The 25,492-nt window shown below is 71.5% G+C and carries 18 protein-coding genes, 1 tRNA gene and 1 pseudogene; 11 read left to right on the forward strand and 9 right to left on the reverse strand.

Annotated elements, in window-relative coordinates; all coding sequences use genetic code 11:
• Window positions 1-37: 37 nt before the first annotated feature.
• A complete protein-coding gene (locus IE142_RS33745; RefSeq protein ID WP_191889263.1) occupies window positions 38-211 on the reverse strand; it encodes a hypothetical protein in 174 nt (57 codons plus the stop codon).
• A gap of 115 nt (window positions 212-326) precedes the next feature.
• On the opposite strand from IE142_RS33745, the gene IE142_RS33750 reads away from it, so the two are divergent.
• Genes IE142_RS33750 through IE142_RS33770 form a run of 5 tightly spaced genes read left to right on the forward strand, consistent with a single transcriptional unit; the run spans window position 327 to window position 7,802 of the window.
• On the forward strand, window positions 327-845 hold the full coding sequence (locus IE142_RS33750; RefSeq protein WP_191889280.1) for a hypothetical protein: 519 nt from the start codon (window positions 327-329) through the stop codon (window positions 843-845).
• Entirely contained in the window at window positions 812-2,245 is a 1,434-nt protein-coding gene (locus IE142_RS33755) for a hypothetical protein (protein ID WP_229831153.1), read from the forward strand. The genes IE142_RS33750 and IE142_RS33755 overlap by 34 nt, the downstream gene beginning before the upstream one ends.
• Window positions 2,242-3,693 (forward strand): vWA domain-containing protein, encoded by a 1,452-nt coding sequence (locus IE142_RS33760; RefSeq protein WP_191889264.1) that lies wholly within the window; start codon window positions 2,242-2,244, stop codon window positions 3,691-3,693. Before IE142_RS33755 ends, IE142_RS33760 begins: the two co-directional genes overlap by 4 nt.
• 57 nt (window positions 3,694-3,750) lie before the next feature.
• A complete protein-coding gene (locus IE142_RS33765) occupies window positions 3,751-4,875 on the forward strand; it encodes an ATP-binding protein (RefSeq protein WP_191889265.1) in 1,125 nt (374 codons plus the stop codon).
• Window positions 4,872-7,802 carry a DUF5682 family protein gene (locus IE142_RS33770; RefSeq protein ID WP_191889266.1) on the forward strand — a complete coding sequence of 977 codons (2,931 nt, stop codon included), beginning with the start codon at window positions 4,872-4,874 and terminating at the stop codon, window positions 7,800-7,802. Before IE142_RS33765 ends, IE142_RS33770 begins: the two co-directional genes overlap by 4 nt.
• A 55-nt stretch (window positions 7,803-7,857) precedes the next feature.
• On the opposite strand, the gene sigJ is transcribed toward IE142_RS33770, so the two are convergent.
• Complete coding sequence (gene sigJ / locus IE142_RS33775; protein WP_191889267.1) at window positions 7,858-8,769, reverse strand: RNA polymerase sigma factor SigJ; 912 nt, start codon at window positions 8,767-8,769, stop codon at window positions 7,858-7,860.
• 100 nt (window positions 8,770-8,869) lie between these two features.
• Between sigJ and IE142_RS33780 the strand changes: the two genes are divergently transcribed.
• Window positions 8,870-9,244 carry a hypothetical protein gene (locus tag IE142_RS33780; RefSeq protein WP_191889268.1) on the forward strand — a complete coding sequence of 125 codons (375 nt, stop codon included), beginning with the start codon at window positions 8,870-8,872 and terminating at the stop codon, window positions 9,242-9,244.
• 171 nt (window positions 9,245-9,415) lie between these two features.
• On the opposite strand, the gene fusA is transcribed toward IE142_RS33780, so the two are convergent.
• Window positions 9,416-11,461, reverse strand: coding sequence for an elongation factor G (fusA, locus tag IE142_RS33785; RefSeq protein WP_191889269.1), 2,046 nt, complete (start codon window positions 11,459-11,461; stop codon window positions 9,416-9,418).
• A 395-nt stretch (window positions 11,462-11,856) separates the two neighbouring features.
• A tRNA-Leu gene (locus tag IE142_RS33790) sits at window positions 11,857-11,941 on the reverse strand.
• 141 nt (window positions 11,942-12,082) lie between these two features.
• Here IE142_RS33790 and IE142_RS33795 point away from each other — a divergent pair.
• On the forward strand, window positions 12,083-13,414 hold the full coding sequence (locus IE142_RS33795; protein ID WP_191889270.1) for a DUF2254 domain-containing protein: 1,332 nt from the start codon (window positions 12,083-12,085) through the stop codon (window positions 13,412-13,414).
• 35 nt (window positions 13,415-13,449) lie between these two features.
• Here IE142_RS33795 and IE142_RS33800 read toward each other — a convergent pair whose 3' ends face one another.
• The 3 genes from IE142_RS33800 to sucC are packed head-to-tail and all read right to left on the reverse strand — an operon-like array spanning window position 13,450 to window position 17,074.
• Window positions 13,450-15,030 (reverse strand): aldehyde dehydrogenase family protein, encoded by a 1,581-nt coding sequence (locus tag IE142_RS33800; RefSeq protein ID WP_191889271.1) that lies wholly within the window; start codon window positions 15,028-15,030, stop codon window positions 13,450-13,452.
• Entirely contained in the window at window positions 15,027-15,929 is a 903-nt protein-coding gene (gene sucD / locus IE142_RS33805) for a succinate--CoA ligase subunit alpha (protein WP_191889272.1), read from the reverse strand. The genes IE142_RS33800 and sucD overlap by 4 nt, the downstream gene beginning before the upstream one ends.
• Window positions 15,930-15,943: 14 nt before the next feature.
• Window positions 15,944-17,074 (reverse strand): ADP-forming succinate--CoA ligase subunit beta, encoded by a 1,131-nt coding sequence (sucC, locus tag IE142_RS33810; RefSeq protein WP_191889273.1) that lies wholly within the window; start codon window positions 17,072-17,074, stop codon window positions 15,944-15,946.
• Window positions 17,075-17,215: 141 nt separating this feature from the next.
• Here sucC and IE142_RS33815 point away from each other — a divergent pair, with 141 nt between their 5' ends.
• The 4 genes from IE142_RS33815 to IE142_RS33830 all read left to right on the forward strand — a co-directional run bounded on the left by IE142_RS33815 (window position 17,216) and on the right by IE142_RS33830 (window position 23,794).
• Window positions 17,216-18,898, forward strand: coding sequence for a thiamine pyrophosphate-binding protein (locus tag IE142_RS33815; RefSeq protein ID WP_191889274.1), 1,683 nt, complete (start codon window positions 17,216-17,218; stop codon window positions 18,896-18,898).
• A gap of 11 nt (window positions 18,899-18,909) precedes the next feature.
• Window positions 18,910-20,142: a formyl-CoA transferase gene (gene frc, locus IE142_RS33820; RefSeq protein WP_191889275.1), complete on the forward strand. Its 1,233-nt coding sequence runs from the start codon at window positions 18,910-18,912 to the stop codon at window positions 20,140-20,142.
• A 4-nt stretch (window positions 20,143-20,146) separates the two neighbouring features.
• Window positions 20,147-22,291: an acetate--CoA ligase family protein gene (locus IE142_RS33825; RefSeq protein WP_191889276.1), complete on the forward strand. Its 2,145-nt coding sequence runs from the start codon at window positions 20,147-20,149 to the stop codon at window positions 22,289-22,291.
• Window positions 22,292-22,414: 123 nt separating this feature from the next.
• Window positions 22,415-23,794 (forward strand): OFA family MFS transporter, encoded by a 1,380-nt coding sequence (locus IE142_RS33830; protein WP_191889277.1) that lies wholly within the window; start codon window positions 22,415-22,417, stop codon window positions 23,792-23,794.
• 77 nt (window positions 23,795-23,871) lie between these two features.
• Here IE142_RS33830 and IE142_RS33835 read toward each other — a convergent pair whose 3' ends face one another.
• Both IE142_RS33835 and IE142_RS33840 read right to left on the reverse strand, forming a co-directional pair.
• Window positions 23,872-25,086 carry a sugar phosphate isomerase/epimerase family protein gene (locus tag IE142_RS33835; protein ID WP_191889278.1) on the reverse strand — a complete coding sequence of 405 codons (1,215 nt, stop codon included), beginning with the start codon at window positions 25,084-25,086 and terminating at the stop codon, window positions 23,872-23,874.
• 115 nt (window positions 25,087-25,201) lie between these two features.
• Window positions 25,202-25,492 (reverse strand): annotated as a pseudogene (locus IE142_RS33840) (alkaline phosphatase family protein); the annotation flags it as partial.

Here is a 25,492-nt window from a genome sequence, read left to right on the forward strand (position 1 = left end):
GACCGCCCGCCACTGCCACTACCGAAGAAGAACCAGCTCAGGCAACGATTTCTAACTGGAGTACTAGGGCGTTCAAGAGCGGGTAGTCGTACGCGTCCCCGCCGTACGGGCCGCTCTCCTGGCCCAGGTGCCGGCGGAGCATGTCCACTTCCTCGCTCGGGAGGGAGTCGGGCAGGTTGAGCGTGAGCTGGAGTGTGTAGGGGTCGGCCATGGTCGTCAGGCTACGAGGCCGGCCTCCCGGCGTCCGTCGGGGACCTTGTTGTCAGTGGTCGCCGATAGATTCGATCTCGTTCCGCCGAGGTGGCGTGAACTCCCCCTTCGCATGCATGGGAGATGGTGCGTTGTCGGTCCGGGAGAAGTCGAGCACGGCGCGGGTGGTGCCGTCCGCGCGGCCGAGGAAGCTCGCCAAGGTGCCGTTCGTCGAGTTGGCCGACGGGCGGTTGCAGGGTGTGGTGTCCAGCGGTTCGGACATCGGGCGCGTGTACGTGTCGTCGGTCGCTGCGGGATCGTACGCGTATGCGTGCAGTACCAACAACAACCGTCCGTGCGGCGGGGCGCGCGGCTCGTTCTGCAATCACATCCGGGCGCTCGTCGGTGAGGCGGTGCTGCAGTACGGGGCCGAGCGGGTGGGTCGGTATCTGAAGGTCGACGCCGAGGGCGCCGCCGACGCTCACGCCCTCACGTCCGTCATGACGGGCTCGCGGCCCGGGCCGGGCGACGGTTCCGCGGCGGCGCAGGTGTTCAGTCGGTTCCTGCGGCATCTCGCCTATCTCGAACTTCCGGCGAGCACTGGTCCGTTGCCGGAGATGCAGTGGTTCCCGACGACCGGGGCGGTGGCGGCCTGATGCGTGCCGATCTGCTTGTCGACGCCGTGGACGGGCTCGACGAGGCCCTGGCCGCCGTGGACGGTTTCGACGCCGCTCTCGTGGGTGGACTGCTGCGTCCGCAGCCCGGCCAGGCCGGGGGGCTGGCCGGGCTCGCCGACGCCGTCGCGGGGACGCCGCTCGCCTCACGGGTCGCCGAGGCCGCCGACAAGACGGCCGCCGGGGCCGGTGACGAGGGACACTTCGTCGCGCTCGCCGCCGCCCGTACGGCGTTGCTCGGGTCCGTGCACGACGCACTCACCGCACGGGTGGAGGAGGCCATCGGCAGGCCGGCGGCAGCCGATGCCGCCGGGGGCCCGGTCGCCGGTGACGAGCACGCGGCGAACCTGTGTGCCGCCGCCCGCAGTTGGCTGTGTGATCTGGCGAGGGCCGGCTGGCAGGGCATCGATCACGACCTGGTCGGCGGGGCCGCGTCCGTGGTCTCCGCGATGCTGCCCGACCCGGCGCTGCGTCGGCTCGCGACGCTCCTCGACGGGTTCGCCGCCGAGCTGGCCGCGTCCTGTCCCGGGGCGTCCCTGGAGCGGGTGCCGGTGCGTCGCTGGGCGGATCTGTGGTCGCGGGCCCTGTTGCTGACGCTGCCCGGGGCGGGCTCCGCGCCCGCGGTCGGTGAGGTGACCGGCCGTCTGCTGCCGCTCGGCGTCGACGTCCAGGAGCACGCCACCGCAGTTCAGGCGCAGGTGCACGCGGTGTTCGAGCCGTCGGACGGGGGTGCGTCGCGGCTGGTGCGGGCCTCGGTGTCCGCGCCCAAGCCCGACACGGTCGTCGGGGCCGGTCTGTGGCAGTTGCTGCGGCCGCACATGTCCCTGCTGGGAGCCGTGGGCGAAGGCCGCTCCATGGAGCTGGACGCGATGCCGGCCACCGCCGAGGGTGACCTGATATGGGACGACGCCCGCGCCCGGTCGGGTGAGCCCGCCGACGCGTTCGTCACCGCCCGGGTGGCGTTGCCGGCCGCCGCCGCGTCCGCCGTGTCGCCGCTCGACCGGCATCCGGCCCGGATCGCGGTGCCCGTCCTGCTGGAGGGGTACGGCGTGGAGGAAGCCGAAGGGGACGGCGGGCTCGTGTTCGAGGTCGCCGGGTGCCGTATCGGGGTCGACGCCGGCCGGGTGCCGGCCGCCGGGCCGCTGACGCTGGAGGTGGTGGCCTCGTCCGGGGCCTGCCTCGGGCTGCTGCGCTGGGACGCCGGGGCGTTCCTGCTCCAGCCGCTCGCCGTCGAGCGGACCGTGCGGAAGAAGGCCGTCGCCGTGCACGCCGGGGCCTGGGCCGGGGGTACGACCGACAAGGCGGGGGTCCGGGCCGAGAAGGCCGCCACCGACGCCGTCAAGGTGCTGCGCGAACGCGCGGGGAAGCTGCTGCGGAAATGACCCACCGAACTGGCGAACACGGAGCGGGCGCGGACGCCGCGGCCGGCGTCCCCGACCTGGACGACAACCGTCGGCAGGTGCTCTACTGGCGCCTGCTCGCCCGGCTCTTCGACCACGAGGAGCAGCCCGCCCTGGAGTCGGCGAGTCTCGCCGTCGTCGAGGACATCGGTCTGCCGTCCGCCCTGCTCGACCCGAGGGCGTCCGTCGGCTCCGTCGTGCAGCGGCATCCCGAGCTCGCGGCCGAGTTCGACGGGTTGATGACGCCCGAGACGGAGGAGGAGGGCGGGCGTGACCGGGCCGCCGAGGTGCGGCGCGCGGCGCTGGCGTCGAAGGTGCTGCTGAACGTCTTCGCCTCCGGCCCCGGCACGGTCACCGCCGAGCAACTGACCCGCTGGCAGTCCGACGCCGAGTGGCTCGAGCGGGCCCTCGGCTGCCGGCCCGGCGAGCTGCGGGGCGGACGGGGCGGCGCGGGACGGGCGGGTGCCGCGGGCGGTACCGGTGTCAGCCCGACGGGCACCGGTGTCGGCGGGCCCGCGCCCGACCTCAGCCGTCTGATTCCCGCGATCGGTCCGGAGCTCGGCTCCATCGAGGCGGGTCTCGTCAAGCGCATGCACCTGCGTGAGGTGCTGGCCGATCCCGCGCTGGCCGCGCGGCTGACGCCGAGCATGTCGTTGATCGAGCAGTTGCTGCGCGACAAGGACAACCTGTCCGGGGTGGCCCTCAGCAACGCCAAGGCGCTGATCCGGCGTTACGTCGACGAGGTCACCGAGGTGCTGCGCACTCAGGTCGAAAAGTCCACGGTCGGCGAGCTGGACCGGTCCGTGCCGCCCAAGCGGGTCTTCCGCAACCTCGACATCGACCGCACCATCTGGAAGAACCTCACCAACTGGAGCCCGGAGGAGGAGCGGCTCTACGTCGACCGGCTCTACTACCGGCACACCAGCCGCAAGACGACGCCCCAGCGGCTCATCGTCGTCGTGGACCAGTCGGGGTCGATGGTCGACTCGATGGTCAACTGCACCATCCTGGCGTCGATCTTCGCCGGGCTGCCGAAGGTGGACGTCCACCTGATCGCGTACGACACGCAGGCGCTGGATCTCACGCCGTGGGCGCACGACCCGTTCGAGACGCTGCTGCGCACCAAGCTCGGGGGCGGCACCGACGGCACCGTCGCCATGGCGCTCGCCCAGCCGAAGATCGCCGAGCCGCGCAACACCGTCGTGGTGTGGATCTCCGACTTCTACGAGTGGCGGCACCAGGAGCTGTTCGACAGCATGGCCGCCGTCCACCGCTCCGGCGCGAAGTTCATCCCGGTCGGGTCGGTGACCAGCTCCGGGCGCGGCAGCGTCAACCCGTGGTTCCGGGAGCGGTTCAAGGACCTGGGCGCGCCGGTGATCTCCGGTCACATCAAGAAGCTCGTGCACGAGCTCAAGACGTTTCTCACCTGATCACCGAGTACATCTCCTTCGTCTCGTAGTGATCACCGTACGGAAAGGCCTTCCCTCATGTCCGACCTGCTGCGCGCGCCCGCCGAGATCAAGTACGCCGAGGAACTCGACTGGCTGGAGTCGATCGACGACAACCCCAAGCCGTTCTCGTGGCGCCTGTCGCCGAAGATGGTCCGTCTGTTCATCCTGGGCTCGGAACGCGCCGACGGCCTGGACCGGGACGTCTCGCAGAAGTGGTTCGGTGACCGCAGTTTCGTGGAGCGGTCGATCGTCACCCTCGCCTCCGACCGCGGGCTGCTGCTCATCGGCGACCCCGGTACCGGCAAGAGCTGGCTGGCCGAGCTGCTGTCCGCCGCGATCAGTCGCAACTCCACGCTGGTGGTGCAGGGCACGGCCGGCACCACCGAGGACCACATCAAGTACTCCTGGAACGTCTCCATGGTCATCGCCAAGGGACAGTCGCGCGAGTCGATGATCCCCTCGCCGATCATGACCGCGATGGAGGCCGGTTCCATCGGCCGCTTCGAGGAACTGACTCGGTCGACCAGTGACGTCCAGGACGCGCTGATCTCGATCCTCTCCGAGAAGTACATTTCCGTACCCGAACTGGAGAGCGGCAGCGGTGACGACAACATCGTCTTCGCCAAGCCCGGCTTCTCGATCATCGCCACGGCCAACAGCCGCGACCGAGGCGTCAACGACCTGTCGTCCGCGCTCAAGCGCCGATTCAATTTCGTGCGCATACCGGTCGTGACGAACAAGAAGAGCGAGGCGGAGATCGTCCGCTTCCGCACCGAGGAACTGCTGCGCCGGCACTCCATCGACCTGGACGTGCCGCCGACCCTCCTCGACGTGCTCCTCCAGAGCTTCGCCGACCTGCGTGCCTCCGCCGCCGCGGCCGGCAGCGACGACGAGAAGCTGGAGTCCGCGCTGTCCACCGCCGAGCAGATCGGCGTGCTGGAGGACGCCGTCCTGCACAGCAACTTCTTCGGCGAGCGCGCGCTGACCGCCCGTACACTCGCCTCCTCCCTCGTCGGTTCCCTCACCCGCCGCGAGCCCGAGGACCTGGCCATCCTCAACAAGTACCTGCACGGCGTCGTCGAGCCACGCAGCAAGGAGGAGGGCGGCTCCTGGCCCGAGTTCCTGGAGGGCGGCCGCGACGCGATCGCCACGCTGTCATGAGCGGGCCCCAGGAGAGCACGTCGTTCGCGGCGCTCCGCGGGCAGTTGCAGGAGGCCGCGGCGGCGTTCGCGGGCGGGCCGGACGCGCTGGAGGGCATCCTCCTCGGGCTGGTCGACGACGTCGACCGCGCGGTGCGCGAGCCGCTGGAGATATTTCCCGTCTGCCACCACTCCCCCGCCTCGGCGACCGCCATGGCCCGCCGGCTGCGGGAGAAGCAGCCCAAGGTGGTGTACCTGGAGCTGTGCGAGGACATGGCGCCGCTGCTGACCGAGCTGCGCAACTGCCGGCTGCCGGTGGCGGTGCAGGCGTTCGCCGGTGACGTCGACGGCTTCCCCCAGGAGTGGGCGCCGTTGTCGGTCGTCGCGCCGATCACCGAGGCGTCCGCCGAGTACCAGGCGATCGCGTACGCCCTCGACACCCCGGGGGTGGATCTGGTCCTCGTCGACCGGTCGGCGGACCACGTCTTCCAGTGGGACAGCAGGGGTGAGAGGGGAGCCGAGGACGGCGAGGCCCCGGAGGAGCCCGAGGCCGCGCTGCACGGCGAGGCCGTCGGCGTCGGGATCGGCGACCTGCGCCCGCGCTTCGCCGAGCTGGAGGAGCACCTGCTGCGCCACGGCAAGGTGCGGCACTGGTCGGAGTGGTGGCACCAGTACGTCGAGGTGCCGCTCGGTGACGGCGCGGCCGACCACGACACCTACCGCCAGGTCATGTTCCTCATCGGCAGCCTCTTCCGGCGACTCGCCCCCGGTGACGGGGCCCGGGTCCGGGTGGACGAGGACCGCGAGCGGTACATGTGGACCCGGATGCGTGAGCACATGGGCGCGACCGGGACCGATCCGGCGGACGCGCTGTACGTGTGCGGGGCCTTCCACGCGGCCAGCCGGGTGGCGGAGTTCGGGGTGGACGGCAGCGACACGTTCACCGTCTCGCCGCGTTCCGGCACCACCTGGCAGTACGGGCTGATCCCGTCGAGTCACGCGGCGATCGAGGCGCAGTTCGGCCTCGCGGCCGGTTCGGTGTCGATCGCGGCGACGGAGTGGGCGAAGAGCCTCAAGCGCACCCGTGTCCAGCCGTACCGGCTGGCGGGTCAGACGGGTGGGAAGAAGCGCCCCGCGAAGAAGGCCGCGACGGCTCAGCAGGCGCACGTCTCCTCCGTCCCGGCGGCGGACCCCGCCGCCGGGGACCGGCTGTCCGGGTTCCTCCAGCGGCCACCCGTGATCGACACACTGGACGAGGCGGAACTGCTCGGCTGGTCCGTGGACATCGTGCGCGCCGCCCGGCGGGCCGGCTACCTCGCCTCCACCGCCGACGCCATCGCGGTCTTCGAGACGTCGATCCTGCTCGCCGGCATGCGGGACCGGGCCAAGCCGACGCCGTACGACTTCCAGGACGCGGCGGTCACCTGCATCGAGAAGGACGTCGTCCCCGGGCGGCGAGACGTGCGGCGGCTCGTCGAGATCATGATGGGCGGCGACCGGATCGGCCAGGTCGGCTACGAGGCGCTGCCGCCGCTCGCCCGCGACGTGCACGACCGGCTGGCGCCGCTCGGGCTGAAGCTCCAGCAGCGCGGTGTGCAGCGGGCGCTGCTCGACATGGCGTCGCGGCCGGAGCTTCAGGCGTGTTCCGATGTGCTGTGGATGCTGCGGCGCCTGATGCCGCACGGTGCGGCGCGGCCGATCATGGGCGAGCGGAAGCTGGGCGAGCGGTCCATCCAGGAGTCCTGGGACGTGGCGCTCGGCACCCACCAGCGGGCGCTCATCGAGCTGGGCTACGAGGGCGTCAGCATCGAGCAGGTCCTGGAGCAGCGGCTGCGACGTGACGCCTACGGGCCGCGGGCGACGACGGCGACCGTGCTGGCCGCCGTGGAGGACGCGACCCTGTACCTGGGCAGCCGGCGCCTCGCCGACGAGCTCGGCACCCACGCGCTGAAGGTGCTCGCCACCGAACGCAGCGTCGACGGCGCCCCGGAGGTGCTGCGGCGGGTGCGGGCCTTGCTGGCGTACTACCGGACCAGCGAGCCGGTGCTGCCGGCGTGGATCGAGTCGTTCGTCAGGACCGGGTACGCGCACTACTGCACGCTGCTGCCGACGGCGTTCCGGGACGAGGACGCGACGGTCGGGCAGGTCGCGGCGATGCTGGGCTTCCTGTTCAGCATGGAGGGCCTTGCCCTGTCGCTGGGCTGCGACCGGGCGCAGCTGGAGCTGGCGGTCGCCCAGTCGCATCCCGAGGACCCGTCCAAGACGGCCCTGCTGTGGGCGGCGCAGGTGCAGCTGGGCACGCTGTCGCGGGCCGAGCTGCGGGCCCGCTGCGACGAGCTGCTGGACAACCCCCTGGTGGTGCCCTCCTATCCGCGCTACCTCAGCGGCTTCGTCCACGCGCTGGAGCCCGTGCCGGGGCTGGCGGACGTGGTCGTGGAGGCGGTGTCGAACGCGTTCGGGCGGCTGCCGGACCCGGTGCTGCTGCCGTGGCTGCCGCTGCTGATCACGACCCTGCGGTCCGGCGCCGCGGATCTCGCCCCGCTGCTGATCCGCGAGGCCGGGCGGATCTTCCCGGGCCGACTGGAGGCACTGGACACGTGGGTGCCGCCGTGGCGGGCGCCCGTGGCGACGTCCGGGGCCGTGCGGGCGGACGCCGGCCGCCGGGGGGCGGAGCTGCTTCCGGCGCACCCGGCTACCTGCGACGCGGTGGCCGACCTGCTGGGCTGCACCGAGGGCTGGGCGCGCCCCGGGGTCCCGGTCGGAGCTGCGCGGTCGGGAGTCGAGCTGCTGGCCGCCCATCCGGCGACCTGCGACGCGGTGGCGGAGCTGCTCGGCTGCGACGGGGAGTGGGCGGCGCGGACCGGCGGCACCCAGTCGCCGGAGGCTTTGCTGACGAGCCGTCACTCCGCGACGTCGGTTGCGCTGGAGGCGCTTCTGACGGGCATGTGACGGGCGCGTGCCGGGGTGGGCCAGGGCTGTGGTGGTCCCACGGGCCCGCGGGGTCCTAGCCCGCCCACGAGCGCAGCTTCTCCGGGTTGCGCACCACCCAGATCCGGTTGACGTGCCCGCCGGTGGCATCGAACGCGGCGACGGTCGTCACAGCGCCCGCGCGCCGGGCCACCAGACCCGGCAGCCCGTTGACCGACCGTTCGAGCAGTTCCAGTCCGGGAGCCCGGTCAGCGATGCCCACCATGTACCGGGCGATGTGCGCGCCCCCCTCGATCGGGCGCAGCGCGGTGCCGGCCAGCCCGCCGCCGTCGGCCGTCATCACGGCCGCCGGGTCGAGGAGCCCGACCAGTGCCGCGATGTCCCTGCTCTCCCAGGCCTCCTTGACGTGCCGCACGACGTCGACCTGTCCGGTAGCCGTCACCGGACTCCGTGCCTCGCGCACCCGCCGCCGGGCGGAAGCCGCCAGTTGCTTGCAGGCCGCCGGGGAGCGGCCGAGGACGTCGGCGATCTCGGCGAACGGGTACCGGAAGACGTCGTGCAGGACGAACGCCACCCGCTCGGCCGGCGTCATCGACTCCAGGACGACGAGGAAGGCCATGGTCACCGACTCGTCCGTGACGATCTGGTCGGCGGGGTCCGCGGCGAGCGCCAGGTCGGCGCCGCCCGGGTGGTCCCACTCGGTGCGGTCGGGCAGCGGCTCGGGCAGCCACGCCCCGACGTAACGCTCACGACGGGCCCGCGCCGAGCCGAGCAGGTCCAGGCAGACCCGGCTGGTCACCGTCGTCAGCCAGGCACCGGGAGACAGGATCCGGTCCCGCCGCCCCGGCGGCAGCGCGTACCAGCGCGCGTAGGCGTCCTGGACGGCGTCCTCGGCCTCGGTCACAGAACCCAGCAACCGGTAGGCGACGTTGATGAGCCGGCGTCGCTCGTCGGCCGCTCCCCGTACACCGCTCCCGACCGTTCCCATGCTACCGACCGCCCCCTCGCCTTACCTCTCGCGGGTCCGCGTCGTCGAACCGGTGAGACCTTATCGATCCACTGCCCACGGGCGGAAAAGGAGACGTGTCATGGCCACTCAGGTGACGGCGACGGCGAACGCAGGGCGCGGCTCCTCCTTCCTGCGGATCGCGATCGCTGCGCAGACCCTGGCCATCTTCTTCCAGGCGGTCTCCGCGGGCCTGCTGCTGACCTCGTCGTACGGCGCGACCCTGCACGACGTGGGCGCCCGCGTGATGTACGGGGCTTCGATGCTCTACGTGCTGGCCGCGGTGCTGGCGTGGAAGCCGGGTGGCGGCTCGTCCCGGCCCGTGTGGCACGCGGCAGGCTTCCTCGTGCTCGCGTCCGTCCAGGTGGTGGTCGGCATCGCACACGTGCCGTCGGTCCATCTGCCCCTGGGGGTACTGATGTTCGGCCTGAGCGTGCTGGCACTGGCCCGGCGCTGAGGTCGGCCACCCGGACGGTCGACCGGGCGTCCGGCCCCGGCGCGGACGCGCGCACCACACGGGCTCGTCCGCGTCGGGCTCGCCGACCGTGGCGTCGACGCTGGTACAGGGCTCCTGAGCTGGGCCGGGGCTGCCCCCGCCCGGGAATGGGCGGAGGCAGCCCCCCGTGCCCTACCGCGCCCGCACCACGGCCGGCGCCGGCGCGTAGCCGGTCGGCCGGGCCGTGAACGTGCCGCGGCCTTGGGTGCGGCTGCGCAGCCGGGTCGCGTAGCCGAACAGTTCGGCCAGCGGCACGGTGACCGTGACGACCGCCGCGCCGCTCCGCGTGTCGGAGCCGGTGACCCGGCCGCGGCGGGCGGCGAGGTCGCCCAGCACGCCGCCGACCGCGTCCTCGGGCACGGTGACCGTGACCTCGACGACCGGTTCCAGCAGGACCATCTTCGAGACGCGCAGGGCGTCGCGTAGACCGAACCGGCCGGCGGTGCGGAAGGCCGTGTCCGAGGAGTCCTTCACATGGGTCTGGCCGTCGGTGAGCGTGACCCGGAGGCCGGTCACCGGATGCCCGCCGAGGGGACCCTCGGCCAGGGCGTCCCTGCAGCCCGCCTCGACGGCTCGCACGAACTCCTGGGGCACGCGCCCGCCGACCACCGTGGAACGGAACTCGAAACCGCCCTCCGTCCACGGCTCCACGTCCAGGACGACGTGCGCGAACTGACCGGACCCACCGTCCTGCTTGACATGCCGGTACGCGAAGCCGGTCACGCCCTCGCCGACCGTCTCGCGGTACGCCACGCCCGGCCGTCCGACGGTGACCTCCAGACCGTGCTCGCGGCGCACCCGCTCCACCGCGACCTCCAGGTGCAGTTCACCCAAGCCCGACAGGACGGTCTGCCCGGTTCCCGGGTCGGTCCGGACGGCCAGCGAGGGGTCCTCCTCGGTCAGCCGTGCCAGCGCCGAGGCCAGCCGGTCCGTGTCGGTGGCGCGCCGGGCCTCCACCGCGACGTGCACGACCGGCTCGGCGACGCCCGGAGGTTCCAGGACGAGCGGGGCGCCCGGCGCGCACAGGGTGGAACCGGCGCGGGCGGTCTTCAGCCCGACCACCGCGACGATGTCCCCGGCCACCGCGCGTTCCAGCGGGTCGTGGCGGTCGGCCCGTACCCGCAGGAGGCGGCCGACGCGCTCGGTGCGTCCGGTGCCCGTGTCCCGCACGGTGTCTCCCTTCTCGATCGTGCCCGAGTACACCCGCAGGTACGTCAGCCGTCCCGTCGGGGTGGCGTTCACCTTGAACGCCAGTGCCGCCATCGGCGCCGCCGGGTCGGCGGGCCGTTCCTGCTCCGTGCCGTCGTGGGTGCCGCGCACCGCCGGAACGTCCAGCGGCGAGGGCAGGTACGCCACCACGGCGTCCAGCAGCGGTTCGACACCGCGGTTGCGGTAGGCCGAGCCGCACAGCACCACCACGCCGTCGCCGGCGCGGGTCAGGTCGCGCAGGGCGCCGGCGAGGGTGGCCGCGCTGAGCGTCTCCCGGTCGCAGAACTCCTCCAGCGCGGCCGGGTGCCGTTCCGCCACCGCCTCCTCCAGCAGTCGCCGCCTGCGGGCCGCCTCCTCCCGAAGGACGTCGGGCACCGGGCCCTCCTCGGCGGTCTCCGCTCCGTCCGTCCACACCAGGGCGCGCATGCGCAGCAGGTCGACGACGCCGGTGAAGGCGTCCTTGGCACCGATCGGCAGTTGCACGACCAGAGGCACCGGGTGCAGGCGCTCCCGGATCGAGTCGACCGCGGTGTCGAGGTCGGCGCCGGCGCGGTCCATCTTGTTGACGAACGCGATCCTCGACACCCCGTGCCGGTCGGCCTGCCGCCACACGGACTCGCTCTGCGGCTCCACGCCCGCGACGGCGTCGAACACGGCGACCGCGCCGTCCAGCACGCGCAGGGAGCGCTCGACCTCGTCGGCGAAGTCGACGTGCCCCGGGGTGTCGATCAGGTTGATCCGGTGGCCGTCCCAGGAGCAGCTGACGGCCGCGGCGAAGATGGTGATGCCGCGGTCGCGCTCCTGCGGGTCGAAGTCCGTGACGGTCGTGCCTTCGTGGACCTCGCCGCGCTTGTGGGTGGTGCCGGTGGTGTAGAGGATCCGCTCGGTGACGGTGGTCTTGCCGGCATCGACGTGGGCGAGGATGCCCAGGTTGCGGACGGCGGTGAGGGGGTTGGTGACGGTGCGCACGGCCCGTGGCCTTTCGCTGGTGTGTGAGCGGGGCGGCGCGATTCCCGGGGGGAGGACGGAACGAGCTGAGAGCTCGCCGCACCCCGGCGGGAGCGGTCGCTCGTTGCTCGTTGTCCGTCAGCTGCTCGTCGCGGGCTTCCGGTGCCGGCCGCGCTGCGGACACCGGACCGCCGGAGACACGAGGATCACCTCGTACCGGGACGGGGGAACGACGGCAGCGGTGCGGATACGCACGGCCCGGCTCCCCTCACTCGATCTCGATGTCGTAGTGAGTGTAGGGAAGCCGGGAGGGACTCCGCAGCGCATTTTCGGTACGCCACCGTACGTCGCCGCGCGCACAACGCGAGATGCCGACCGGGATCTCTCCCGGCCGGCATCTCGCTCGACCCGCTCTGTGTCCGAGGGGGGACTTGAACCCCCACGCCCGATAAAGGGCACTAGCACCTCAAGCTAGCGCGTCTGCCATTCCGCCACCCGGACTAGGTGTCTGCCGCCTGCGCGGTCTTCCCCTCGCGGCGACATGGACAACCATACCAAGGTTTCGCAGTGCCTTTCACCTGCGTTTCCTTCCCCTGAGTGCCGGTCCGGGGCCGACGGCCCCACTGCGCCTAAGGTCGCACCATGAGTGACTGGACGGTTACCCGGAGCCCGCTTCCGCGTCGTCGGCCGCGCGCGTTGTCGCCGCTCAGGGAGCATCTGCGGGACACGTTCTGGTTCGCGCCCACCGCGGCCATGGTGGGCGTCTTCGTGGTGTGGCTGGTGGCCCAGGAGCTCGACGCCGCTCTCGTCCGGTCGTTGCAGGACGACGGTGACTACGGGACGGTCGCCGAGCTGCTGCGGTTCGCGGACGACGCGAAGACGGTGGTGTCCGCGGTCGGCTCGGCGATGATGACGTTCATCGGTGTGGTGTTCAGCATCTCGCTGGTAGCCGTGCAGATGGCGAGCGGGCAGTTCACCCCGCGGGTGGTGCGGCTCTTCGTGCGCAGCCGGATCACGAAGGCGACCTTCGCCGTCTTCCTCGCCACCTTCGTGCTGACGCTGCTCGTCCTGACCAGCTACGACAGCACCTCCGATCCCCGGGTGACGACCTCCGTCCCGCTGGTGCAGTCGGTGCTCACGCTCGTCATGGTCGCACTGAGTCTGCTGTTGTTCGTGATGTACGTGAACGGGACGCTGCGTCTGATGCGGGTCAGTCATGTGATCGCCCGAATCGCCGCGGAGTCCTTCCGGGTGGCGGCGCTGATGCCGGCCGCGGCGGACGGCGGGCGGGTGCCGGGTCTCGGGCCGGTGACCGCGTGGGTCGCCCACGACGGGCAGGCGGGTGTGCTGCGGGACGTGCACATCGCACGCTTGGTGAGGGTGGCCCGCAAGCACGGGGTGGTGCTGCGGCTGGTCCCCCGCACCGGTGACTTCCTGGTGCCCGGGACTCCGGTCCTGGCGGTGCACGGCGGGCAGGCGCCACCGCGCCGGGTGCTGCGGTACGCCCTGAGCGTGGGGGTGGAGCGCGCCTTCCACCAGGACCTCGGGCTCGGGCTGCGCCAGCTGTCGGACATCGCGCTGCGGGCCCTGTCCAGCGCGGTCAACGACCCCACGACCGCCGTCCAGGCCCTGGACCGGATCGTGCAGATCCTGGCCGCCCTCTCCCCCCGGCCGCTGGACGCCGCCGTGCACCGGGACCGGCGCGGCGCCGTCCGGCTGGTGCAGCCCGTGCCGGGCTGGACGGAGCTGGTGGACCTCGGTTTCGCCGAGGTGCGGGCCTGCACCGCGGGGGCTCCGCAGGTCACGCGGCGGATACTGGCCGGTCTCGACGACCTGCTGCTGCTCGCCCCGCCGGAGCGGCGCGAACCGCTGCGGCGCCACCGCGAGCTGCTGCGGCAGGCCGTCGAGCGGGTCGCGCCGACGCCGGCGGACCGGGCCTTCGCCCTGTCACCGGACCGGCAGGGCATCGGCTGACCGGCGGACGTCCGCACGGACGGGTGAGGTGGCCGTCACGGCATGAGGTGGTGGTCCGGGAAGTTCCCCGGCAGCCGCTCCCCGGCCGGGCCCTTCGTGACGGCGCGCACCAGCAGCTCGCCGCCGACGAAGGCGCCGCGCCAGGACCCGCCGTGTCCGCCGAACAGCTCGTCGCGGTCGCCCCGGGAGCGGGGCACGCCGTGACCGACCTTGAACGCGCGGATCTGCGGCGCCAGCCTGTCGTACGTCGCCCGGTCGTCCGTGGAGAGCGTGGCGACCAGCGCGCCGTTGGAGGCGTTCATCGCGGCGAGCAGCTCGGCCTCGGTGTCGACGAGGACGACGGTGTCGACCGGGCCGAACGGTTCGGCGTGGTGCAGCGGTGAGGACCGGGGCGGGTTCAGGAGGGTGACCGGCTGGACGTAGGCGGAGGTGTCCTGGCCGGGCAGGAACCGTGCGTCGGCCGCGCTGCCGCGGTGCAGGGGTACGGCGCCGCGGTCGACGGCCTCGGCGACCTGGTCCCGCAGCTCCTTGGCCTTGGCCGCGTTGATCACCGGTCCGAAGTCCAGCTCCGGGTACGGGTCGTCCGGTGCCGCCACGGCGAGCGGGTGACCGATGCGCAGTGTGCGGACCGCCGGAAGGTAGGCGGCGAGGAACGCGTCGAACGACTGCCGCTGGACGACGAAGCGCGGGTAGGCGGTGCAGCGTTGCTTGCCGTAGTCGAAGAGCTTGGGGATGACCGCGGTGAGCGTGTCCCAGTCCGTGAAGTTCCAGATGCCCCAGGTGTTGAGTCCTTCCTGTTCGAGGATGTGCCGTTTGCCGAGGTCGGCGACGGCCGTGGCGACGGCGGCGCCGGTGTCCCGGCCGCCGACGAAGGAGACGCAGCCGATCTCGGGCGCCCGGACCAGCGCCTGGGACAGCTCGCCGCCGCTGCCGCTGACGAGGGTGACGGGGATGCCCTCGCGGGCGGCGAGTGCGCAGGCCAGGGTGAGGCAGGCGACACCGCCGTCGGTCGGGGTCTTGGCGATGACCGCGTTGCCCGCCAGGGCCTGTACCAGCAATGCGTGAACGAGCACGCTCATCGGGTAGTTCCAGCTCGCGATGTTGGAGACCGGGCCGTCCAGCGGGGCCCGCCCGTCGAGCATGGTGTCGATGCCGTCGGCGTACCAGCGCACGCCGTCCACCGCCCGGTCGACGTCGGCCTGCGCGAGCCGCCAGGGCTTGCCGATCTCCCGGACGAGCAGCAGCGCGAGGAGTTCGCGGTGGTGGGCGAGGGAGTCGAGGGCGGCGGCGACGCGGGCGCGGCGTTCGGGCAGGGGGACGTGGCGCCAGGAGCGGTGCTGGTCGAGCGAGGCGCGTACGGCTCGGTGGGCCGTGGCCCGGTCCAGCCGGGGTGGGCCGGCGACCGGCGTGCCGTCGACGGGGCTGGTGGCGGGCAGGACCCGGCCGTCGGCCTGCCACGCGGCGTCCCAGAGGTTGAGGACGCGGTCGTCCCGGAACGCCTCGGGGGCGACGGTGAGGCAGCGCTGCCAGGCGTCGGCCCAGGAGGTGCCGGACTTGAGGGTGAGGGCGGCGGGGCCCTCGGCGTCGGCCGTCGTGCCGGTGCGTCGTGTCGTCATGCGCGGACTCCGTCCCCGGTCTCGCCGTCGAGTACGGCGAGGACGTGCCGTGCGGTCTCGGTGGGGGTGGAGCCGACGCGTACGCCGGCCGCCTCCAGCGCCTCCTTCTTGGCCCGGGCGGTCCCCGAGGCCCCGGAGACGATGGCGCCGGCGTGTCCCATGGTCCGCCCCTCGGGTGCGGTGAATCCGGCGACGTAGCCGACGACCGGCTTGGTGACGTGGTCGCGGATGTAGGCCGCGGCGCGTTCCTCGGCGTCGCCGCCGATCTCGCCGATGAGGACGATCAGTTCGGTGTCGGGGTCGTCCTGGAAGGCGGCGAGGCAGTCGGTGTGGGTGGTGCCCGTGACCGGGTCGCCGCCGATGCCGACGCAGGTGGAGAAGCCGGTGTCGCGCAGTTCGTGCATGAGCTGGTAGGTGAGCGTGCCCGACTTGGAGACCAGGCCGATGGGGCCGGGTTTGGTGATGTCGGGCGGGATGATCCCGGCGTTGGACTGGCCTGGGCTGATCAGGCCGGGGCAGTTGGGGCCGATGACCCGGGTGCCTCTGGTCCTGGCGTACGCGGTGAAGGCGACGGAGTCGTGGACGGGGATGCCCTCGGTGATGACGACGGCGAGGCCGATGCCCGCGTCGGCGGCCTCGACGACCGCGGTCTTCGCGAAGGCGGGAGGGACGAAGACCACGGTGACGTCCGCGCCGGTGTGCTCCATCCCTTCGTGCACCGATCCGAACACGGGTACGGCCCGTTCGTCGAAGGTCACGGTGCGGCCGGCCTTGCGCGGGTTGACGCCGCCGACCACATCGGTGCCGGCGGCCAGCATGCGTCGGGTGTGCCGCATGCCCTCGGCTCCGGTCATGCCCTGGACGAGGACCCTGCTCTCCTTGGTGAGATGGATCGCCATGTCGGTTCGTCTCCTCACGCCGCGGTGGCGAGTCGGGCGGCACGGCGGGCTGCGCCGTCCATGGTGATGGCCTGTTCGACCAGCGGATGCGCGTGGGCGGCGAGGACGGCCCGGCCGCGCGCGGCGTTGTTGCCGTCGAGGCGCACGACGATCGGTTTGGTAGGCCGGACCTCCCCCAGGGCCCGGACGATGCCGTCGGCGACCGCGTCGCAGGCGGTGATGCCGCCGAAGACGTTGACCAGGACGGACTTCACGGCGGGGTCGGAGAGGACGACCGCCAGCCCGTCTGCCATGACGCGTGCGGAGGCGCCGCCGCCGATGTCGAGGAAGTTCGCGGGGCGGGCGCCGCAGCCGGCGACCACGTCGAGCGTCGACATGACCAGTCCGGCGCCGTTGCCGACGACACCGACCTCGCCGTCGAGCTTGACGTAGTTGAGGCCCTTGGCCGCGGCCCGGGCCTCCAGCGGGTCGGCGGAGGCCACCCGTTCGTCCCCCCAGCGCGCCTGGCGGAAGAGGGCGTTGTCGTCGAGGGTGACCTTGCCGTCGAGTGCCACCGTCCTCCCGTCGGCCGTCCGGACCAGCGGGTTCACCTCCACCAGCAGAGCGTCCTCGCGGACCAGTACCTGCCACAGCCGTACCAGGGTGTCGACGGTCTGCGGGGGCAGGCCCGCGGCGTCCGCGATGCGTACCGCCGTGGCCGTGGTCACCCCCACGGCCGGGTCGACGGGGATGCGCGCGACGGCCTCGGGCCGCTCGGCCGCGACTTCCTCTATCTCCATGCCGCCCTCGGCACTGGCGACGGCGAGGAAGTGGCCGGCGGCGCGGTCCAGGACGTAGGAGACGTAGAACTCGCGCTCGATGTCGACCTGTTCGGCGAGCATGACCGTGCCGACCGGGTGGCCCTTGATGTCCATGCCGAGGATCTGCCGGGCGGCTTCCTCGGCGGCGGCCGGGTCGGCGACGAGTCGCACTCCGCCCGCCTTGCCCCGCCCGCCGGTCTTCACCTGCGCCTTGACCACGGCGCGTCCGCCGAGTGCGCGGGCGATCTCGCGGGCGCGTTCGGGCGAGGCGGTGACCTCGGCCCTCGGTACCGGTATGCCGTGCTTCTCGAAGAGTTCCCTTGCCTGGTGTTCGTACAGGTCCATTCCGGCTCCTGACTGAAAGTGCCGCACGCCCCCTGGACACCACCCACCGGATGCGGGATAACAAGCTTCATACAGTATTCGTCGACTGTATGCAATCTACGCGAGACGCCCCAACCCCTCGTGAAGGGACAGGACTTCGCCATGCCCGACGACACCCAGGACGTCATCTCCGGCGGTCACCTCGTCGCCAAGGCACTCAAGGCCGAGGGGGTCGACCGCATATACACCCTGTGCGGCGGCCACATCATCGACATCTACGACGGTTGCGTCGACGAGGGCATCGAGGTCGTCGACGTACGCCACGAGCAGGTCGCCGCGCACGCCGCCGACGGCTACGCCCGCATCACCGGCAAGCCCGGCTGCGCGGTGGTCACCGCCGGACCGGGTACGACCGACGCAGTCACCGGTGTCGCCAACGCCTTCCGCGCCGAGTCCCCGATGCTGCTGATCGGTGGTCAGGGCGCGCACACCCAACACAAGATGGGATCCCTCCAGGACCTGCCGCACGTCGACATGATGACGCCGATCACCAAGTTCGCGGCGACCGTGCCGGACACCGCGCGGGCCGCGGACATGGTGTCGATGGCGTTCCGCGAGTGCTACCACGGCGCGCCCGGCCCCTCGTTCCTGGAAATCCCGCGCGACGTGCTGGACGCCAAGGTGGCGACGGACAGGGCGCGGGTGCCGAAGGCGGGGGCCTACCGTGCCTCGACCCGCTCCGGCGGCGACCCCGAGGCCGTCGAGCGACTGGCCGACCTGCTGGTGCACGCCGAGAAGCCGGCCGTCCTGCTCGGCAGCCAGGTGTGGACGACGCGCGCGACGGAGGCCGCCGTCGAGCTCGTCCGCACGCTCGACATCCCGGCGTACATGAACGGCGCCGGACGCGGCACCCTGCCGCCCGGCGACCCGCACCACTTCCAGCTGTCGCGCCGGTACGCCTTCTCCAACGCCGACGTCATCGTCATCGTCGGTACGCCCTTCGACTTCCGCATGGGCTACGGCAAGCGACTCTCCCCCGACGCGACCGTCGTGCAGATCGACCTCGACTACCGCACCGTCGGCAAGAACCGCGACATCGACCTCGGCATCGTCGGCGACGCCGGCCTCGTGTTGAAGTCGGTGACCGAGGCGGCGTCGGGACGGGTCAACGGGGGCGCGTCGAAGCGCAAGGAGTGGCTGGACGAGCTGCGCGCGGCAGAGCAGACCGCGCTGGACAAGCGGCTGCCGCAGCTGAGGTCGGACGCCTCTCCCATCCACCCGTACCGGCTGGTCAGCGAGATCAACGACTTCCTCACCGAGGACTCGGTCTACATCGGCGACGGCGGCGACATCGTCACCTTCTCCGGGCAGGTCGTGCAGCCCAAGTCACCGGGTCACTGGATGGACCCGGGTCCGCTCGGCACGCTCGGCGTCGGTGTCCCCTTCGTGCTCGCGGCCAAGCAGGCGCGGCCCGACAAGGAGGTCGTCGCGCTCTTCGGGGACGGCGCCTTCTCCCTCACCGGCTGGGACTTCGAGACCCTCGTCCGCTACGACCTCCCCTTCGTCGGCATCGTCGGCAACAACTCCTCCATGAACCAGATCCGCTACGGCCAGGCCGCGAAGTACGGCAAGGAGCGCGAGAGGGTCGGCAACACCCTCGGTGACGTGCCCTATGACCGGTTCGCGCGGATGCTGGGCGGCCACGGCGAGGAGGTCCGCGACCCCGCCGACATCGGGCCGGCCCTGCGTCGCGCCCGCGAGTCCGGCAAACCGTCCCTGGTCAACGTCTGGGTCGACCCGGACGCGTACGCCCCCGGAACCATGAACCAGACGATGTACAAGTGAGGTGATCGCCCATGACAGCCAAGGCTCTTGAGGGCATCCGGGTCCTGGACATGACGCATGTGCAGTCCGGTCCCTCGGCGACCCAGCTGCTCGCCTGGCTCGGTGCGGACGTCGTCAAACTGGAGGCGCCGAGCGGGGACATCACGCGGGGGCAGTTGCGCGATCTGCCGGACGTCGACTCCCTCTACTTCACGATGCTCAACTGCAACAAGCGGAGCATCACCCTCAACACCAAGACCGAGCGGGGCAAGGAGATCCTCACCGAGCTGATCCGGCGTTCGGACGTCATGGTCGAGAACTTCGGGCCGGGCGCGGTCGACCGGATGGGGTTCACCTGGGACCGCGTCAAGGACATCAATCCACGGATCGTCTACGCCTCCGTCAAGGGGTTCGGCGACGGCCCGTACACCAACTTCAAGGCGTACGAGGTCGTCGCGCAGGCCATGGGCGGATCGATGTCCACCACCGGTTTCGAGGACGGACCGCCGCTGGCGACGGGGGCCCAGATCGGGGACTCGGGCACGGGCGTCCACGCCGTGGCGGGCATCCTCGCCGCGCTGTACCAGCGGGAGCACACCGGACGCGGTCAGCGGGTGAACGTGGCCATGCAGCACGCGGTGCTCAACCTCTGTCGGGTGAAGCTGCGCGACCAGCAGCGCCTGACCCATGGTCCACTCGCCGAATATCCCAACGAGGACTTCGGCGAGGAGGTTCCCAGGTCCGGGAACGCGTCCGGTGGAGGGCAGCCCGGCTGGGCGGTCAAGTGCGCGCCGGGCGGCCCGAACGACTACGTGTACGTGATCGTCCAGCCGGTGGGCTGGCAGCCGCTGAGCGAGCTGATCGGCCGGCCCGAGCTGGCCGACGACCCCGAGTGGGCGACGCCCCAGGCGCGGCTGCCGAAGCTCAACAAGATGTTCCAGCTGATCGAGGAGTGGTCCTCCACCCTTGCCAAGTGGCAGGTGCTGGAGCGGCTGAACGCCCACAACATCCCGTGCGGGCCGATCCTTTCCACCAAGGAGATCATCGAGGACCGTTCGCTGGCGGCCAACGAGATGATCGTCACCGTGCCGCACCCCGAGCGGGGCGAGTTCGTGACGGTCGGCAGTCCGCTCAAGCTCTCCGACTCGCCGGTGGAGGTCACCAGCTCCCCGCTGCTCGGCCAGCACAACGAAGAGGTCTACGTCGGCGAGCTGGGCCTCGGCGACGAGGAGCTGCGCCTGCTCAAGTCGAACGGGGTGATCTGAGGTGATGGCCGAGGACCGCGCACAGAGGGTGCGCCGGCTGCTGGACTCCGCGCGGGCCGACGGGCGCACCGCCCTGACCGCTCCCGAGGGAAAGATCCTCGCCGACGCCTACGGGATCGCCGTACCCGGCGAGGAGCTGGCACGGGACGTGGACGAGGCGGTGGCCTGCGCGGCACGCCTCGGCGGGCCGGTCGTGATGAAGATCGTGTCGCCGGACATCCTGCACAAGACCGACGCCGGCGGCGTGGTCGTGGGGGTGGAGGGCGCGGCGGCCGTGCGGGCCGCGTTCTGCCGGATCGTCGACAACGCGCGCGCGTACGACGCCTCGGCGCGCATCGAGGGCGTGCAGGTGCAGGAGCTGGTGCCCGAGGGGCAGGAGGTCATCGTCGGCGCGGTGACCGATCCGACGTTCGGGAAGGTGGTGGCGTTCGGGCTGGGCGGGGTGCTGGTCGAGGTACTCAAGGACGTCACCTTCCGCCTCGCGCCCGTGGCCGCCGACGAAGCGCTGTCCATGCTGGACTCGATCCGGGCCGCGGAGGTGCTGCGCGGGGTACGCGGACGGGCCGGTGTGGACCGGTGGGCCCTGGCCGAGCAGATCCGCCGGGTCTCCGAACTCGTCGCGGACTTCCCCGAGATCTCCGAGGTGGACCTCAACCCGGTGATCGCCACACCCGAGGGGGCGGTCGCGGCCGACATCCGGGTGATCCTGGCGACCGACACCCCCAGGGAGCGCCGTCGGTACACGCGCGAGGAGATCCTCACCTCGATGCGCCGCCTGATGCAGCCCGGGTCGGTCGCCGTGATCGGCGCGTCGGGCGAGTCCGGGAAGATCGGCAACTCGGTGATGCGCAACCTCGTCGACGGCGGCTTCGCGGGCGAGATCCACCCGGTGAACCCCAAGGCCGATGACATCTTGGGCCGCAAGGCGTACAAGAGTGTCACCGACGTTCCCGGTGAGGTGGATGTGGCGGTCTTCGCGATCCCCGCGCGGTTCGTGGCGACGGCGCTGGAGGAGGTGGGGCGCAAGAAGATACCCAACGCCGTCCTGATCCCCTCCGGGTTCGCGGAGACCGGTGAACACGTCCTCCAGGAGCAGATCGTGGCGGTCGCCGAGCGGTACGGCATCCGACTGCTGGGACCGAACATCTACGGCTACTACTCGACCTGGCAGGACCTGTGCGCCACGTTCTGCACGCCGTACGACGTGAAGGGCGGCGTCGCGCTGACCTCGCAGTCGGGCGGCATCGGCATGGCGATCCTGGGCTTCGCCCGGACCACGAAGACCGGCGTGTCGGCGATCGTCGGCCTCGGCAACAAATCGGACCTGGACGAGGACGACCTGCTGACCTGGTTCGCCGAGGACCCGCACACCGAGTGCGTGGCGATGCACCTGGAGGACCTCAAGGACGGGCGCGCCTTCGTGGAGGCCGCGCGGGCGACCGTGCCGAGGAAACCGGTCGTGGTGCTCAAGGCGGGGCGTACGGCGGCGGGCGCGAAGGCCGCGGGCTCGCACACCGGGGCGCTCGCCGGGGACGACGCCGTCTACGACGACATCCTCAGGCAGGCCGGCGTCATCCGGGCGCCCGGGCTCAACGAGATGCTGGAGTACGCGCGCGCGTTGCCGGTGCTGCCCGTCCCGAAGGGCGACAACGTGGTGATCATCACCGGTGCCGGCGGCAGCGGGGTGCTGCTCTCCGACGCGGTGACGGACAACGGGCTGTCGCTGATGGAGATACCGCCGGACCTGGACGCGGCGTTCCGCGCGTTCATCCCGCCGTTCGGCGCGGCGGGCAACCCGGTCGACATCACCGGGGGCGAGCCGCCGTCGACGTACGAGGCGACGATCCGGCTCGGCATGGAGGATCCGCGCATCCACGCGCTGGTTCTCGGCTACTGGCACACCGTCGTCACGCCTCCCATGGTGTTCGCCGAACTCACCGCGCGCGTGGTGGCCGAGTTCCGCGCGCGCGGGATCGAGAAGCCCGTGGTGGCCTCCCTCGCGGGCGACGTGGAGGTGGAGGAGGCGTGCCAGTACCTCTTCGAGCACGGGGTCGTGGCGTACCCCTACACGACCGAGAAGCCGGTGGCCGTCCTCGGTGCCAAGTACCGGTGGGCCCGGTCCGCCGGATTGTCGGGGGGCGGTTCATGAGCTGAGGGAGCACGGGACCGGCCGACGGTGCGCGTCGGCCGGTCCCAGGACCCGCGCGCGCACGAAAGGAAATGGACAGGGGGCGCTGGCCAGATCTTTCGAACGCAAGGGGTGCGAGACGACATGACAACGACCGACCTGCGGACCTCGGCTTCGTACCGAGAGGTGACCGACGCGAACGGACGCGTCTACCGCGTCGGTGAGACCGACATCGACATCATGGGCCGCAAGCGCAAGTGGATGGTCATCCTGCCGTGGATCGGCATGATGGGCATCAGCTCGGCGGAATACGCGTTCGCGTCCGCCGAGGACACGCTCCACGAGGCCCACCACTGGTCCAGCGGCAGCATCTACTGGATGATGACCGCCTGGGTGTTCTGCCAGGCCGCGGTGGCCTTTCCGGCGGGGCGGCTGCGTGAGAGCGGCAAACTGCCGGCACGTTGGGCGATGATGCTCGGATCGGCGGGCACGCTGCTCGGCTATCTGTCGTTGGCGTTCGCGCCGCATGTCACGCTCGCCTTCATCGGGTTCGGCGTGTTCAGCGGCATGGGCGCGGGCATGGTGTACGCGACCTGCGTCAACATGGTCGGCAAGTGGTATCCGGAGCGCAGGGGCGGCAAGACCGGCTTCGTCAACGGCGGTTTCGCCTACGGCTCGGTGCCGTTCGTCTTCATCTTCCACGGCTACATGGACACCTCCAATTTCCGCTGGGTACTGGTCTCGGCCGGTGTCTTCCTCGCCGCGACGGTGGCGATCGCCGGCTTCTACTTCCGGGACCCGCCGAAGAACTGGTGGCCGGCCGCCGTCGACCCGCTGAACCCGCCGGCCGACCCGCGGGCCCGGCGTTCGCTGGAGAAGAACCCCCCGGCCGTCAAGCAGTACTCCCCGATGGAGGCGTGGAGGACCGGCCGGGTGGCGCTGATGTGGTTCTGTCTCGCCTGCACCTCCGGCGTGAACATCTTCGGTATCGCCTTCCAGGTCGACATCGGTGAGGAGGCGGGCTTCGCGGCCGGCATCGTGGCCACCGCGATGTCGTTGAAGGCGATCGTCAACGGCACCGGACGCGGGGTCATCGGCTGGCTCTCCGACCTCTACGGCCGCAAGCAGTGCCTGCTCTACGTGTGCGCGATCCTGGGCCTCGCCCAGTTCGGCATCATCTGGTCGGCCGAGATCAAGAACCTGCCGCTGTTCCTGGTCTTCTCCGCCGTCTCCGGCTTCGGCGGCGGCGCCATCTTCCCGATGTTCGCGGCACTGACGGCGGACTACTTCGGCGAGAACAACAACGCCACGAACTACGGAATGGTCTACAGCTCCAAGCTCGTCTCCGGCCTGGGCGCGGGCATGGGCTCCGTGGTCGTCGCCGCCTGGGGCTACAGCGGCGCCTTCACCCTGGCGGGCTGCATCTCGCTCTTCGCCGGCTTCATGGCACTGTTTCTGCGGCCTCCGGGCCGCCCGAAGAACAAGCGCGTCACGCCCAATCCCCGGCCACTGGGTGAGGGATGACCTGACGGAGCTTCCTCGCACGGACCGGGCGGCGCCTCCCCCAGCACGCGGGAGGGCCGCCCGGTCCGTGTTCCGGATCAGCGACGGCGCTTGCGCAGGGCCGCCAGGTTGTCGTAACTGATCTTGGCCTCGCGCAGCGACTGCGCCGGGTCGGTGGCGCTCGGGGAGTTGTCGTCCTCGACCATCGGGTTGTGGTAGTTCCGCTGGCCGACCCGCGAGAAGAACGTCGTGTAGTCGATGACGCCCGTTCCGAAGGGCACCATGTCGTAACCCATGCCGTTGGTCGTGCTGACCACTCCGTCCTTGGCGTGGAACAGCGGGTAGCGCTTGTTGTGGCGGGCGACGAGACCGGCCGGGTCGAAGACGCTCTTCCGGGTGGAACCGTCGTGGGCGGTGTAGGTGTGGAACTTGTACTGGGCGACGTGCGCCCAGAAGATGTCCATCTCCAGCCAGACGAGCCTCGGATCGGTGACCTTCAGGAAGTACTCGAGCTTCCGGATGCCCGAGCTGCGGGTCGGGCGACCCTGGTCGTCCAGCGGGCCGCCGTCGAGCAGGAAGCCGTAGGCGCTGTCGTGGTTGTGGGTGTAGAGCTTGATGCCCTCGCGGCGGGCGATCTCACCGAGCGCGTTCCACTTGTCGGCGGCCACGTCCCAGTCGGCGCGGTAGGAGCTGCCGGTGGGGTCGCCGCCGGTGCCCATGTGGTCCATGCCGATGATGTTGGCGATCTCCAGGTGCTTCTTGAAGGTGTCCTTGTCCGCAGTGGTCAGCGGCCAGGACGGCGGGATGAAGCCGTGGTTGCCCTGCGCCCGCAGTCCGTAGTCGTCCAGCCAGGAGCGCAGCAGCTTCGCGCCCGCGACGGACTCCAGGTCGGCGCCCCCGGGCGCGTTGGCGTGCTGGCGATAGCCCGCGAACTCGACCTGGCGGTAGCCGTGGCGGGCGAGCTGCTTGAAGACCTCGCGGAAACCGGAGGGCAGGTCACTGGCGAGCGGGTCGCGGGCGGTGGCGTCGCGGACGGTGTAGAGGATGATGCCGCGCTTGTCCGCCGGGACGAGGACGTGTCCGCGTCCGTGCCCGTGATCGCGGTCGCGGTCGCGGTCTCCGTCCCGGTCGTGGGCGAGGGCGGGTGCGGCGCCGAAGACGGGTGCCGCGACCGCGCCGGCGGCGACGGCGGTGCAGGTACTGAGGAAGCGGCGCCGGTCCACGCCGAGGGTGCGGCGCAGGCCGTCGTCCGGGCCGTCGGCGGACGGTGCCGTGGTGGCTCGGGTGCCGGATGGGTCTGAGAACAGGGTCACGCGTGCCTGCCTTCTGGGTCGTGGCCTGCGCCGATGCGGCTGGGGCGGGCCGTTGTCAGTGCCGTGTGTTTCACTCTCAGTAGTCGGAGTTCGGCGGCGTTGCCGGGTGGTGCGTTCAGCCGAGTCCGGCCAGCCGGAGCAGCAGTTGTTTCACGTCGGTGGCCGCTACGCGGTCTCCGACAGCGCGGGGGGTGGAGCAGATGAGGAGCGGACCGTCGTCGTCGCTCGTGGGGAGGCGGCCGTGGCTGCCTCGAATAGGTGAGGCATCCAGGGGCACGACCGCCATGCGGTAGCGCATGCCGAGCTTCTTGCGGGCCAGGGCGGTGGCCGCCTTGACCTTGACGTAGGGGTCGTGGGGGTCCATGAACAGCTCGACCGGGTCGTAGCCGGGTTTGCGGTGGATCTC

Origin of the sequence: Streptomyces mutabilis (assembly GCF_014649815.1) — a bacterium.
In the GTDB taxonomy this organism is placed as follows: Bacteria; Actinomycetota; Actinomycetes; order Streptomycetales; family Streptomycetaceae; genus Streptomyces; species Streptomyces mutabilis.

Excerpts from the sequence above, each read along its gene's own strand:
- sucC (WP_191889273.1), bottom strand. The coding sequence starts at position 17,074 with ATGGACCTGTACGAACACCAGGCAAGGGAACTCTTCGAGAAGCACGGC.
- IE142_RS33770 (WP_191889266.1), top strand. The coding sequence starts at position 4,872 with ATGAGCGGGCCCCAGGAGAGCACGTCGTTCGCGGCGCTCCGCGGGCAG.
- IE142_RS33780 (WP_191889268.1), top strand. The coding sequence starts at position 8,870 with ATGGCCACTCAGGTGACGGCGACGGCGAACGCAGGGCGCGGCTCCTCC.
- IE142_RS33825 (WP_191889276.1), top strand. The coding sequence starts at position 20,147 with ATGGCCGAGGACCGCGCACAGAGGGTGCGCCGGCTGCTGGACTCCGCG.
- sucD (WP_191889272.1), bottom strand. The coding sequence starts at position 15,929 with ATGGCGATCCATCTCACCAAGGAGAGCAGGGTCCTCGTCCAGGGCATG.
- IE142_RS33760 (WP_191889264.1), top strand. The coding sequence starts at position 2,242 with ATGACCCACCGAACTGGCGAACACGGAGCGGGCGCGGACGCCGCGGCC.
- IE142_RS33800 (WP_191889271.1), bottom strand. The coding sequence starts at position 15,030 with ATGACGACACGACGCACCGGCACGACGGCCGACGCCGAGGGCCCCGCC.
- IE142_RS33815 (WP_191889274.1), top strand. The coding sequence starts at position 17,216 with ATGCCCGACGACACCCAGGACGTCATCTCCGGCGGTCACCTCGTCGCC.
- sigJ (WP_191889267.1), bottom strand. The coding sequence starts at position 8,769 with ATGGGAACGGTCGGGAGCGGTGTACGGGGAGCGGCCGACGAGCGACGC.
- IE142_RS33745 (WP_191889263.1), bottom strand. The coding sequence starts at position 211 with ATGGCCGACCCCTACACACTCCAGCTCACGCTCAACCTGCCCGACTCC.
- IE142_RS33765 (WP_191889265.1), top strand. The coding sequence starts at position 3,751 with ATGTCCGACCTGCTGCGCGCGCCCGCCGAGATCAAGTACGCCGAGGAA.
- IE142_RS33830 (WP_191889277.1), top strand. The coding sequence starts at position 22,415 with ATGACAACGACCGACCTGCGGACCTCGGCTTCGTACCGAGAGGTGACC.
- frc (WP_191889275.1), top strand. The coding sequence starts at position 18,910 with ATGACAGCCAAGGCTCTTGAGGGCATCCGGGTCCTGGACATGACGCAT.
- IE142_RS33795 (WP_191889270.1), top strand. The coding sequence starts at position 12,083 with ATGAGTGACTGGACGGTTACCCGGAGCCCGCTTCCGCGTCGTCGGCCG.
- IE142_RS33750 (WP_191889280.1), top strand. The coding sequence starts at position 327 with ATGGGAGATGGTGCGTTGTCGGTCCGGGAGAAGTCGAGCACGGCGCGG.